Raw genomic sequence first — 12168 nt, forward strand, 5'->3', positions numbered from 1 at the left:
TTCCCTGTTCCCCGTTCCCTGTTCCCTATCCCCTAGTGAGCGCCAATTTCTTCGGCAGACCGTTCTAACATGGCTTCATGGCGAAGTTCTTCCTGTTGGCGTTCCTGTGCCATGTGGACTCGCGCTTGTTCTTCGGTTAACCCATCATTGGCCGACTCTTCCGTAGCCCGTTCTAACATGGCTTCCTGTACATGGTTTTGGTGCTTGCGTTCGCGAACCATTAATTTCCGAGCTTCTTCTTGGGTACTCATAGGGGTCTGCCTTAAGAATTTATCAAAGTTTTATCTTTTTTTAATCTGGCATATTTTTTTAAAAATGGTAGTGAAAGTTACCGATTGCTTAATAAACTGTAAAATTTAATACAAAAAATAAAACTCATGACCCTAACACTTATTGACTCTCACAGTTGGCACACTTGGATAGACCTGTTCTGTACCCTCTTGTTTGCTCTGACGGTGATTTGGGCTTTCTGGTTTGCCTCCCGCATGGATTAGTCTGTTGATTCCCCTCTGATTGGGGCATTATCCCCAAACTCGACGCAAATTTATCCCCGCCCTTTAGGGGGAGGGGGAGAGAAAAAAGCAGGTTATTTGTAGGTTGGGTGGAGCGCAGCGCAACCCAACACCCCCCTCTTCCCATTGAGAAGCCGGGTTTTCGAGTCTCATTGCGTCCATATCTTGCTCTTTGAATATTCTCAAACGTTGCTACATATTTCTAACGCTAACTGATAAATAGCGCGGCGGGGGCGGCCTGTGTCTTGGGCAAGTTGCCGACTGGCTTGAGAGCGAGTTAAACCTTGGGCGAGGAGTGCTTCTAAGGCCTGTTTTAACTCCCCTTCAGATAATTCTAACCTCGTGCTTTCCCTTGCTCCCCCTAGGATGAGGGTAAATTCTCCTTTAGGGCTTTGGTGGGTGTAGTGAGCGATCGCATCTCCCAAAGTCCCGCGCCAAAATTCCTCGTAACGTTTGGTCAATTCCCGCGCTAACACCACCGGGCGATCTACACCCAAAACCTCGGCCAGATCCTGTAAGGTTTGCTGGAGACGGTGGGGGGCCTCGTAGAAAATCAGGGTGCGTGTTTCTGAGGGCAATTGTAGGAGGCGATCGCGCCGTTCCTTGCCCTTCGTTGGTAAAAACCCCTCAAACACAAAGCGTTCCGTCGGTAAACCTGAACAAACTAACGCCGTAATTCCCGCCGTCACCCCCGGAATAGGAATCACCTCAATTCCCCCATCAATACAACCTTTCACCAACTCATAACCGGGATCGGAAATTCCCGGCATCCCCGCATCTGTCACCAAAGCAAGATCCGCCCCCTGTTGTAAACGTTGCAACAGTTCCCCCAAACGCTGGCTTTTGTTGTGTTCGTAATAACTAATTTGAGGGGTGGTGATTTGGAAGTGCTGGAGTAGCTTTCCCGTGTGGCGGGTGTCTTCCGATGCGATCGCCTCCACCTCCTGCAACACCCGCACCGCCCGCCAAGTCATATCCTCCAAATTCCCAATCGGCGTTCCCACCACATACAATTTCCCCGCACCCATACCCCCATCCTCCCCTAAACTTGTTGCACCAACACACAACCCTGACGAGCGCCCAGCGTCACCTCAAAGCGGGTATCTGGCCCCACTTCCTCCTGCTTTAACTCCGGATACCCCCAAACAATCTGACCAAAACCCCCCGCACTCTGGAACTTAGCCCGGGCGCTCTCAGTGCCTGCATTCACCAACACCAGCAGCTTAGAATCGCCCAAACACCGGGCAAACCCATAACATAACCCCTCCGCCCAAATCACCTGATAATCCCCCCGACGGAGAGCCGGATAACGATGACGCAGGGCAATTAACTGTTTGTGATAGTCTAATAAATCCCGATCCCACTGTTGAGGTGCCGGAAACCCTCGCCGCGAATCCGGATCCAATTTCCCCGCTAATCCCACCTCATCCCCATAGTAAATACTGGGCGCACCGGGAAACGTTAACAACAAAAACGTCGCTAATTTTAAACTCTCCTTATCCTCACCCGCCACACTAAGTAAACGGGCGGTGTCATGACTACTTAAGAGATTTAACTGGGTGAGTTGAATCTCCCAAGGATAGAGATTTAGCAAGCTTTGGATTTTTTCCCCATATCCTTGGGCATCAAGGGGGGGATAGGGGTAATAGTCGGGACCCTTGACTAAATCATAGAGGACGCGATCGCCTGCACAAAAAGCAATCGTCGGCCCGGTGAACAAATAATTCATCACCCCATCAAATTGGCTCCCATCCAGCCACTGCCGGGAATCGCCCCACACTTCCCCCACAATATAGGCCTCGGGATTAACCCCCTTCACCCGTTGGCGGAATTCCTGCCAAAACCCCGACGTTTCAATCTCAAACGGCACATCCAAGCGCCAGCCATCAATCCCCTGTTTCAGCCAATATTCCCCAACCTGCATAATATATTCCCGCACATCGGGGTTATCGTGATTAAACTCCGGTAACGCCCGATTCCCCACCCATCCCGCATAATTCGCCGGGTAACTGCCATCATAGGCCGAGAGAGGCCAACTTTCCACCTTAAACCAGTCCAACCAAGGGGAATGGGGGCCATTTTCAAGGATGTCATTAAAAAAGAAAAACCCCCGACTCGCATGATTAAACACCCCATCTAATACAACCTTCATCCCGCGCTGGTGTGCCGCGTCGAGCAGTTTTTCTAGGGCAAGATTCCCCCCCAAAATCGGATCCACTTGATAGTAGTCATGGGTGTGATAGCGATGATTAGAAGCGGATTGAAAAATCGGGGTAAAGTAAATGGCATTAATGCCTAAATCTTGTAGATAGTCTAATTGTTCGATCACACCCCACAAATTACCGCCCTTATAGCCTTGTAGCGTCGGGGCAGCCTCCCAAGGTTCATAGGGGACATTGAAACTGAGGGGAGAGTAGGATTGTCCCTTAGCAAAACGATCTGGGAAAATCTGATAAAAAACCGCATCTTTCACCCAATCGGGGGTCATAATAGTCATGAATCGTCCTCAGTACCTCCCTCCCTAGAGTGACACACTCCCCGCTTAAATCAAACCCCCCATCCGGTCGTAGTTGTGTTTGGGCAGTCAAAAAGTGCAGAGAACAGAGTACAATAACAAAACAACGAGCAATCAGCCTTGACCCCTTCTGCACAATGTCTAAGGAACAGGTTCAAAATTAAATCATTCAGGTAAATGCTTACGATTCTTGCTAATGCGCTTTTTATCATTCCAAGGGTAGAGAGCAAATTGTCTTTGTAACAATACATTGGAAGAAGAGACGAGCATAATCGTTGAGAGTTGGCCTAACCATTGGGTTGGTTTCATAGTGCTTTTGTTTCAACTTCTCGCGGTCGTAGCAGGAAATGTTGCGCCTGTCGGAATGGCTGATTATTTCACGCGGATTATTTCACTCTTTGGATAAAGGTTAGTTTTTTATGGTATCTTGTCAAACGTCCAGTTTGCGGGTTCTCATTGCAGATGACCACGAACTAACACGCTTTAGCCTCAAACTCATGTTTTCCATGCAGGAAAACATTAAGTTAGTTGGTGTAGCAGAAAATGGCGCAGAATTAGTTGAATTAGTCAAAACGCAATCTCCGGATGTAGTTGTTCTGGATTTGCAAATGCCAATCATGGACGGTTTAACCGCTTCCCAGATTATTAAGCAAATTCAACCGAATATTGCTCTAATTGCCTATACTTCCTTTGGCGATCCTCAACTCGAAGTCATGAGCAAAATGGCTAATATTGATGCGGTTTGTAGTAAAGATACACCCACAGCCGAGTTATTGAGTTTAATTCGCAGTTTAACGAAAGCGAATCAGAATCAAACCTCAATTCGCTAAGGCAATCTGTGATTAATTAGGGTCTGCTGAATAACACCAGATGCTAGGCTCAACAAGGGAACAGGGAACTCTTAACAGGGAACAGATCATCTAAAACTGGCACGATTGTCTATTCCCGACTCCCGACTCCCGACTCCCGACTCCCGATTCCCCAACTCTCGGACTTATTCAGCAAGCCCTAATTAGGGGAGAGGTGCTATTCTCGTTGCCAGACGCTTCGTGAATGCACCTCTCCCCCATTGTCTGCTGGAAATTCCCTATTCTCTAGGCGGGAAATACTTTCTCATACTCCTCAATCATCTCATCTAATTCTTCTAAAGCTTGGTTTACATCCACGCGCAAAATTCCTAAATCCGGTTGTTCTAGCAACTTCATTAAAAACTCTCGTTGTCCTTTGACTTCTTCAACTTTGGTTTTGAGGGTTTGTTCATCCATTTTTTCTGGCATTGTCTAAGCTCCTCTGTCTAGGGTTGTCAACTATTTTGACATACTCTCCCAATGGGGGGGCAGATGGGGCTAAAGCCCAACAACGAGCCATGAGGTTGGTTGTTGGGCTTTAGGGCTGCACGGCTTTATCAAAACTTTATACAAATCAGTTAAAATTTACCAAAACTTAGTAAATAGGGGGTGACACCCCTCACCCCAATAGTGCTATATTGATGTTCAGTAGATGCACCCTGATGATTAAGGGAGTCACCGTGTGGCTCTCCTTTTTTTATTGTTTTTTGGGTTGGGAGGAATTCAATAAATCTTTGAATAACTTAAAAGCTATTTATTGAAATAAAAAAGGGGTTGAGCGTTGGCTAATTGATCAGGATTTTCTTAGATTTCCAATTCCCCAAACCTCAAGTTTAATACTACAATGCAGCCATTCAATCCTATTGGTTAAACAGTAAAGTATTGCTCCTTATGACTGATTCTGAGCGTATTGCGGTGGGTATTGTTGGCGCTTCTGGTTACGGGGGAGTGCAGTTGGTGCGTTTGTTGGTCGATCATCCCAAGGTGGAAATTGTCTATGTGGGGGGGGATAGCAGCGCGGGAAAATCCTTTTCTGACCTTTACCCTCATTTAGGTCATAAATTCAATCTCACCATCGAGAAAATTGATTTAGATGTGATTGCTGATCGTTGTGAGGTGGTCTTTTTAGGCCTTCCCAATGGGTTAGCCTGTGATATGGCTCCGGCGTTAATTGCCAAAGGCTGTAAGGTGTTAGACTTATCCGCCGACTACCGTTTTGAGAATCTCGACACTTACACCAGTTGGTATAAAAAGGAACGAACGGATCAGGAAGTCGCGGCAACGGCGGTTTATGGTTTGCCGGAGTTGTATCGGGAGACTATTCAGAATGCTTCTTTGGTGGGGTGTCCGGGGTGTTATTGTACGGCGAGTTTGTTGGCGATCGCACCCCTCCTGAAACAAGGCCTGATTATTCCCGAAAGTCTGATCATTGATGCCAAATCCGGCACATCTGGGGGAGGGAGACAAGCGAAGGTTAATATGTTATTGGCTGAGGCCGATAGTTCATTGAGTGCCTACAGTGTCGCTGGTGCCCACCGTCACACCCCAGAAATTGAACAGGTTTGTAGTGATCTTGCTGGACACGAAATGCGGGTTCAATTTACCCCCCATCTCATCCCGATGGTGCGCGGCATTCTCTCCACCGTCTACGCGACGCTGAGAGATCCCGGATTAGTGCGAGAAGATTTAATTACGATTTTTAACGCCTTTTATCGTTCTTCTCCCTTTGTTAAAGTCTTGGCCAATGGCATTTATCCCCAAACGAAATGGGCGGTAGGAACGAATCTCTGTTACCTTGGGGTAGCGGTGGATAGTCGCACGGATCGGGTGATTGTCATGTCTGCAATTGATAATTTGATCAAAGGCCAATCCGGTCAAGCGGTGCAGTGTCTTAATCTTTTAATGGGGTGGGAGGAAACCCTCGGCTTGCCTGAGTTGGCATTTTATCCCTAACCCCCCAGTGATCAATTATCAATTATCAAGGTTTTGTTTTTTTAGACTCATGCCCATGTCTGAACAATTTAAACTGTTATTGGTCGATGATGAACCGGGATTGCGAGAAGCGGTGCAAGCCTATCTCGAAGATGAAGAAGAATTTACGGTGACGGCTGTAGCTAGTGCGGCGGAAGCTTGGCCGGTTTTGGAACAGAATCCCCCCGATTTGGTGATTTCTGACATTATGATGCCCCAAGTGGATGGCTACCAGTTTTTGGCGAAACTGCGGGAAGATAGCCGCTTTAAGGCTCTGCCTGTGGTGTTTTTGACCGCTCGGGGGATGACAGGCGATCGCATTCAAGGCTATCAAGCGGGGTGTGATGCCTACCTCCCCAAGCCTTTTGAACCGGAAGAATTACTAGCAATTGTACGGAATTTATTAGTGCGACGGAGTGCCACGGTGGAAGCCGAGGGAGATAGTGCTAAATTAGAGGCGATCGCCCGGGAAATCGCCGCCATCAAAGGAATGCTCAATCAACGCTCCGGCATTACCCAAACCCCCTCCCCCATCAAAATTGAACTAACCCCCCGTGAGCAAAGTGTCCTCGATTTAGTCGCTCAAGGCCTAATGAACAAAGAAATTGCCAGCCAACTAGAAACCAGCGTGAGAAACGTGGAAAAATACGTCAGTCGTCTCTTCAGCAAAACCGGCACTAACAGCCGCACCGAATTAGTCCGCTATGCCCTCGAACACGGCCTAACCCAGTAATCAGGCTTTGGCCTCGGTCATTCGGCTGAAACACCCATTACAGACTCTCTTCAAGGGGGTTAGAGGGCATCTCTACTAATAATTAATTTTTTTGAACTAATTGGCTTTAAATGCACAGAACTTGAGTTTTCTTAAAGAAAATAATCTTATTTTAATATTCTAACATGAAGAAGCCTAAACTTAGGTAAAAAAACTTCAAAAAGGATGAACTTTGTTGAGTATTATTGCTATAATGAAAGGATGAAAGCTCTTTTAGTCCAACAAAACTTCATAATATTTCATCCATGAAAACATTTTTCAATCGTTCCTACACCCTCCAGATTGGTCAGTCCATCGGTTTGGCCTCTGCTCTTGTCATCATGAGTCTTGGTATAATTAGCATCATGACCGCTCAGAGTGGCATTTTTTAGTCACCAGAGTTTAATTGTCCCATTTAAAGCATCTACTTTTTTCCTTTGAACCCGTTTAATCGAACTTACTTTACCAACTTTTTTCTACAAACCTTTTCTATCAACTGTATTTTTGAAATCCGGTCTTTGTGATTTGTGTTGGCAGTGATTTGTATTGACAACATCAGGGGATCTTTTTTCTGCAATATTCCCGCGCTCTACGGGGTAAAAACCTGAGATGCTACCAGAAGCATCTTCTTTTTCCTGTGAGACAAATTCCTTAAATCCTTACGGAAAAAGGCTATTAGAAAAGCAAGATATTACTTTATCCTCACCTTCAAGCTTTCGTTAATTATTGACTAGGAGTATCATCATGGCAAAACCGACTCAAGCTCATATGTCCCAAACTTGGAGCAGTAGCAAACCTGCCGCCTTTAAAGACATGAAAAAACGGCAGATGGAATATTATATGGGAGCTAAACTGATTGAAGTCGGAGTTAATCCTAAGTCCGCTATTTATCGCTGGTCTGTGGATAATAGTAATGGTAAGGAAACTTGGACTTATAGTGCTTATTGGGGAGACTCGAAAGAGAAAATGATGCAGAGTTAACAGACTCCAAATCCGACGCATTCTACAAACCCGGTTCGTTGTTGGGCTTTAGCCCTCAGTTTAGTGCGCTGAAGCGCAACTACGAACCAAGGAATCACTTGCCTTTCTGTTGATTTTTGGCCTGCTCAATCGCAATTTCTTTCAACGCATCAAAAGAATTACGATTGGATGTTCCCTCAATCGCTTTAACCGCCAAATCTTGCACCTGTTTCAAGGCAGAATCTAACTGTTGTGCCAGACTTTGTAAACGAGTCTCTTGGAGTTGAATGGTTTGTTCTAAACCCTGAATCCGTAAGGCATAATTACGTTTTTCCCCTTCAATTTCTTTCTCCCGTAAATCGTGCCGTACCTTCGCTTGATAAACGCCAATCCGATAACCTTCCTCCTGACCTTCTTTTTTCTTCTGCTCTAAATTTGCTTCAAAAACAGCGACCTTTTCTTTCGCTTCCTGATGGGCTTTTTCCCGTTCCGCAATGGCTTTTTCTTGCTCTTCCCACTCCTTCTCCTGTAAGCTCTTCGCTTCCGCTAATTCTTGGTAACGTTGTTTCTTCTCCTGCTCATACTCTTCTTGGTCTAACTGACGTTCTAATTGTAAAGTATAGGTATATTCCGCCTTGTCTCGTTCCTGACTGACTTGATAGTTGGTATTCCGTTCCGCAATAGTCGCCTTATGTAATTCTTGCTCTTTTTCCCAAGCTTTACGCGCTTCCTGTGCCTCCTGTTCGAGAGTTTCCTTGCGCGTGTTCAGTTCTTCTAAAAAGGCTTTACTACTCGTTCCGTAATCAGCAATCAAAGTGTCTAAAGTGTTTTCTTCAATCTCTGAAAGTTCGTGTAATTCTTCTAATTGTTCCTGTTCTTCAGCCACAGAGTTCTGAATTTCGGCTAATGTTGAAGCCTCTTTAATCAGTTGCTCGGAAAGAGAACTTACGGCACCCCCGAAGCCGACTTGTAAGGTTTCTAAGTTTTTCAGAATTACGTTGATATCGGACTTGGTTTGTTGAGTGGAAGTCATAGCAGGTTTTTGGGGTTGGGGGGAAACTTGAGCGGGAACGGGGGCGGGATTAGGGGGAGCGGTTTTGATTTCTTTTTGCAGTTGCTTAATCTGAGTTTCTAGGGTAGCTTTTTCTTGATTGAGTTCGTCAAAAGCTTCTAAGATTTCGGCTTTTGTGCTTTTGGCTGTTACTTTTTTGACCATGAGGATAATTCTCTTGTTAGGGTTTGATTTTGGTTTTTTGGGTTATCGTGTGGGTTTACCTAACCTACGGATTTTTGTTGGGTTGCGCTGTCGCTTCACCCAACCTACGAATCGATAAATCAACAAATTTATTCGTTAGGTTTGGGGGGCGTTGGAACTTTGGAACGCACGCATAGCCAAAGTTTGGGCTTGATTTGTAGCGGTTTGTAACTGGGTGGTTAACTCAGCCATTTGTTCCAATTGTCGCTGAATGGTAGCTTCAAGAGAGGTGAGTTTAAGCTCATAACCTTGCTTCTCGGCTTCCCATTCTTTTTCTAACAAGTCGGATTTAACTTTAGCCTCCCGTTCCGCTTTCTTAATCGCCTCTCCTTTGGCTTCAGTATAACCTTGTTTTAAGGCTTCCTCAAAACCTGCTATTTTCTGCTCGTTGGCCTCAAATTCCGCTTGATTAGTCGTCAAAATTTGCTCCCGTTCTTGCCAGTCTTTTTCTTTCTCCCGGTTGAGTTCTTGTAAGGTGCGTTCTTGCAGTCGCTTGGCTTGTTCGTACTCGTCTAATTCAATTTTGCGCTGTTGTTGAATCTGATAGGTATAATCGGCTAGTTCCTGCTCCCGTTGTTTCACCTGTTGGGCGGCTTCTTCTTCAATGTTGGTAGTAAATTCCGCCTGTTCTTGTTCCCAAGTTTTGCGGGTTTGGCTGATTTCTTTGGCGAGGGCTTCTTGTTGCGTTTGAGCCTCTTCGCTTAGGGTTCTCAGTTGGGTTTGATGTTCTTGGCGCAAGATGTATAACGCATCGGCAACGATTCGCACTTTACGCAGTTGTTGTAGGTTTTCCTGTTCTACGAGGATGGCGCGTTTTAGTTCGTCGAGTTTGCCGGATTCATCGGATAAACGTTGGGCTAATTCGGTGATGGCACTGCCGAAGTTAAGCTGTAAGGTGGCCATCCCATTAACAATACTATCAACGGTGTAGGTGGCCGCTTGGCTGAGAAGTTCCTGATTTTTGGCTTTTTCGGCTTCTTCCTCTTTCGTCGCCACTTGGGAGGCGGTTTGCTTGTGTTGGGCGAGGAGTTGCTGGAATTGAGCGAGAATCTGCGTTTTACTGTTGGGTGAGTTCATAAGTTCTTTAGACTCAAAAGGGCTACAGATAGTTGAGGGATACCGCTATCCTAACCGGACGCTGGGGGATTAGGGATGGGTTTGATTTTTTATTCAAGTCCCAGCATAACCTGAGTTGAATTTTTCGTCAAGATGTTTTAAAATAGTGGCTATATTGACCCAAATAAAGCCGTGAGTAAAGAATTTGGAGAAATCATCCGTCAAGCACGGAAGAGTAAAGGCTATAGCCAGCGCAAACTGGCGGATTTGTTGTCGGTAGATTTTACCTATCTATCGAAGCTGGAGAATAATCGGGCGGATTATGCGCCGAAGGAGGATGTAATTCGGGCGTTAGCGCGTCATTTAACTTTAGATGAGGAGGAGTTGATTTATTTGGCGGGGCGGATTCCCCAACAGGAGGAGGATTTTCTGCGGGAAAATTACAAGTCAATGCCGACGCTATTCCGGAGAATGCGGGAAAATCCGGAGTTTGCCCGCAAGATTTTTCAGGAGGCGACGCAGGGGGAAAAGTCTCGCCGTCGTTAGAGGGCGAATGATGAGAGGAGGTTAATTGTGCGGATTTTGAGGCCTTTTCGCTTTATGAGTAAGCATGATATTGAATGTCGTGCGGCGGATGTGTTGGTGGGGATGGAGGGGAATCCTCTCTATCAGCCGACGTTTCCGTTAGATGTGACTCGGGTGGCGGAGTTTCTGGCGTTGGATGTGGTGTGGGATTGTATTCCGGATGATGATCACGGTGCGATCGCCGCCCGGATTCTACCCCTCGATCGTTTGATTGAGATTAACGAGACGGTGTTAGCCTTGGGGCAAGGGTTTGAAGCGTCTACCCTAGCCCATGAAATTGGTCACTGGGTTCTTCATATTGAACACTCGGCGGTAGAACGGTATAGTCGCTTAAGGAAACGGGGGTTAGATGTGGCGATCGCACCCCTGTTATGTCGCACGGAAGAACAATCTCAGGGCATTGAGTGGCAAGCGCAATATTTCGCCAGTTGCTTATTAATGCCCCGGGATATATTACAGGAACAAGTGCGCGGCCGGGATTTAAGCCAGTGGGGTGATTTATATGCGATCGCTGAATCTCTCGGTGTCACCATTTCCAACTTAATCCACCGTCTCAAGGATTTAGGCTGGCTTCGTCTCGAAGCAGGTTCACCCCAAGGGATAGCCTAACCCCAACTCTCGATCAAAATCACAGTCAGCCTCCCTTCTTTCCCTTAAAATCAAAGAGGATTAAATAGCACTCCCCAAAAAGAGGAAAAGCGAGGATTAACGATGTTCTTCAATGCCACAGAAATCCTGATTGATGCCTTTGTGGAAAGACTCAGAGAAGGCTATCGTCGAACCTACGGCGGCCTCAAAAGTGACTATGAGGACATCATCGCCTGGGCGGGTAGTATGGCAATGGAAAATATTGCCAACAGTGATGCACTCTACCACAACGTTGAACATTCTATTCTCGTCACCCTGGTAGGACAAGAAATCCTACGGGGGAGACATATCCGAGAAGGCGGAGTTTCCTGTGAAGACTGGCTACACTTTATTATTGCCCTCGTCTGCCACGATATTGGCTACGTCAAAGGAGTGTGTCGTCAGGATAACGAACTAGAACGCCTCTATGCCACCGGGAAAAACGGCGAAATGGTGCATCTGCCCCCCGGTTGTTCTGATGCCTCCCTCACCCCCTATCATGTAGATCGGGGCAAACTCTTTATTGATGAACGGTTTGGTGGCCATCGTCTCATTGACTCAGAATTCATCAAGCGCAGCATTGAATTAACCCGCTTTCCAGTCCCCAATAAAGATGATCATAGAAACACCATTAACTATCCCGGTTTAATTCGTTCTTCTGATTTGATTGGTCAGTTAAGTGATCCTCGTTATTTAAAGAAAATCAGCGCTTTGTTTTATGAATTTGAAGAAACTGGGGCGAATAAATTAATGGGCTTTCATAATCCCGGAGACTTACGCCGCAACTATGCTAAGTTTTATTGGAACGCCGTCTATCCGTTCATTAAAGAGGCTCTACATTATTTATCCTTAACCCAACAAGGTCAACAGATTATTGCTAACTTATATTCTAATGTCTTTGTTATAGAACATGAGGACGCAGAAGCCAGTTTACAGGAACAGATTGCCTAGGGTTTTTGGTGGTATGACCAGATAGGCAACCTCCTAGTTCACTATTTTGTTGGGTTACGCTGTCGCTTCACCCAACCTACAGGTGATTTTTTGTTGACAAAATGGCTTTCTTGGGATAGAAATAAGCAGAATTAGTG

Annotated in this window: 16 protein-coding genes; 9 read left to right on the forward strand and 7 right to left on the reverse strand. The window is 46.0% G+C overall.

Going from position 1 to position 12168, the window contains the following annotated elements:
• Positions 1-32: 32 nt before the first annotated feature.
• Positions 33-251, reverse strand: coding sequence for a hypothetical protein (locus SPI9445_RS0122440; RefSeq protein ID WP_017307041.1), 219 nt, complete (start codon positions 249-251; stop codon positions 33-35).
• A 126-nt stretch (positions 252-377) separates the two neighbouring features.
• On the opposite strand from SPI9445_RS0122440, the gene SPI9445_RS32255 reads away from it, so the two are divergent.
• Positions 378-494, forward strand: a complete 117-nt coding sequence (locus SPI9445_RS32255; RefSeq protein ID WP_100227109.1) for a delta-aminolevulinic acid dehydratase — start codon at positions 378-380, stop codon at positions 492-494.
• Positions 495-694: 200 nt separating this feature from the next.
• Here SPI9445_RS32255 and rsmI read toward each other — a convergent pair whose 3' ends face one another.
• From rsmI to SPI9445_RS30815, 3 genes are all read right to left on the reverse strand, one after another.
• Positions 695-1540: a 16S rRNA (cytidine(1402)-2'-O)-methyltransferase gene (rsmI, locus tag SPI9445_RS0122445; RefSeq protein ID WP_017307042.1), complete on the reverse strand. Its 846-nt coding sequence runs from the start codon at positions 1538-1540 to the stop codon at positions 695-697.
• 14 nt (positions 1541-1554) lie between these two features.
• Entirely contained in the window at positions 1555-3009 is a 1455-nt protein-coding gene (locus SPI9445_RS0122450) for a glycoside hydrolase family 13 protein (RefSeq protein WP_017307043.1), read from the reverse strand.
• Between the two features lie 183 nt (positions 3010-3192).
• The gene (locus SPI9445_RS30815) at positions 3193-3336 is read right to left on the reverse strand and encodes a hypothetical protein (protein WP_164674579.1); all 144 of its coding nucleotides are present in this window, start codon (positions 3334-3336) and stop codon (positions 3193-3195) included.
• A 110-nt stretch (positions 3337-3446) separates the two neighbouring features.
• Between SPI9445_RS30815 and SPI9445_RS0122455 the strand changes: the two genes are divergently transcribed.
• Positions 3447-3857 carry a response regulator gene (locus tag SPI9445_RS0122455; RefSeq protein WP_017307044.1) on the forward strand — a complete coding sequence of 137 codons (411 nt, stop codon included), beginning with the start codon at positions 3447-3449 and terminating at the stop codon, positions 3855-3857.
• Between the two features lie 264 nt (positions 3858-4121).
• Here the strand turns inward: SPI9445_RS0122455 and SPI9445_RS26655 are convergent, their stop codons facing one another.
• A complete protein-coding gene (locus SPI9445_RS26655; protein ID WP_017307045.1) occupies positions 4122-4304 on the reverse strand; it encodes a hypothetical protein in 183 nt (60 codons plus the stop codon).
• Between the two features lie 462 nt (positions 4305-4766).
• On the opposite strand from SPI9445_RS26655, the gene argC reads away from it, so the two are divergent.
• From argC to SPI9445_RS0122480, 4 genes are all read left to right on the forward strand, one after another.
• Positions 4767-5828 (forward strand): N-acetyl-gamma-glutamyl-phosphate reductase, encoded by a 1062-nt coding sequence (argC, locus tag SPI9445_RS0122470; protein WP_017307047.1) that lies wholly within the window; start codon positions 4767-4769, stop codon positions 5826-5828.
• A 55-nt stretch (positions 5829-5883) separates the two neighbouring features.
• On the forward strand, positions 5884-6579 hold the full coding sequence (locus tag SPI9445_RS0122475; RefSeq protein ID WP_026080018.1) for a response regulator transcription factor: 696 nt from the start codon (positions 5884-5886) through the stop codon (positions 6577-6579).
• Positions 6580-6863: 284 nt separating this feature from the next.
• The gene (locus SPI9445_RS31755; protein ID WP_272943247.1) at positions 6864-6989 is read left to right on the forward strand and encodes a hypothetical protein; all 126 of its coding nucleotides are present in this window, start codon (positions 6864-6866) and stop codon (positions 6987-6989) included.
• A 352-nt stretch (positions 6990-7341) separates the two neighbouring features.
• Positions 7342-7578, forward strand: coding sequence for a hypothetical protein (locus tag SPI9445_RS0122480; protein WP_017307049.1), 237 nt, complete (start codon positions 7342-7344; stop codon positions 7576-7578).
• Positions 7579-7672: 94 nt separating this feature from the next.
• Here the strand turns inward: SPI9445_RS0122480 and SPI9445_RS0122485 are convergent, their stop codons facing one another.
• Both SPI9445_RS0122485 and SPI9445_RS0122495 read right to left on the reverse strand, forming a co-directional pair.
• Positions 7673-8773, reverse strand: coding sequence for a coiled-coil domain-containing protein (locus tag SPI9445_RS0122485; RefSeq protein ID WP_017307050.1), 1101 nt, complete (start codon positions 8771-8773; stop codon positions 7673-7675).
• Between the two features lie 135 nt (positions 8774-8908).
• Positions 8909-9889 carry a coiled-coil domain-containing protein gene (locus tag SPI9445_RS0122495; RefSeq protein ID WP_017307052.1) on the reverse strand — a complete coding sequence of 327 codons (981 nt, stop codon included), beginning with the start codon at positions 9887-9889 and terminating at the stop codon, positions 8909-8911.
• Between the two features lie 171 nt (positions 9890-10060).
• Between SPI9445_RS0122495 and SPI9445_RS0122500 the strand changes: the two genes are divergently transcribed.
• The 3 genes from SPI9445_RS0122500 to SPI9445_RS0122510 all read left to right on the forward strand — a co-directional run bounded on the left by SPI9445_RS0122500 (position 10061) and on the right by SPI9445_RS0122510 (position 12031).
• Positions 10061-10414 (forward strand): helix-turn-helix domain-containing protein, encoded by a 354-nt coding sequence (locus SPI9445_RS0122500; protein ID WP_017307053.1) that lies wholly within the window; start codon positions 10061-10063, stop codon positions 10412-10414.
• Between the two features lie 54 nt (positions 10415-10468).
• Complete coding sequence (locus SPI9445_RS0122505) at positions 10469-11062, forward strand: ImmA/IrrE family metallo-endopeptidase (protein WP_017307054.1); 594 nt, start codon at positions 10469-10471, stop codon at positions 11060-11062.
• A 102-nt stretch (positions 11063-11164) separates the two neighbouring features.
• On the forward strand, positions 11165-12031 hold the full coding sequence (locus SPI9445_RS0122510; protein WP_017307055.1) for an Npun_R2479 family HD domain-containing metalloprotein: 867 nt from the start codon (positions 11165-11167) through the stop codon (positions 12029-12031).
• The last annotated feature ends 137 nt before the right edge of the window (positions 12032-12168 follow it).

Source organism: Spirulina subsalsa PCC 9445 (assembly GCF_000314005.1).
GTDB classification, from domain to species: Bacteria; Cyanobacteriota; Cyanobacteriia; order Cyanobacteriales; family Spirulinaceae; genus Spirulina_A; species Spirulina_A subsalsa.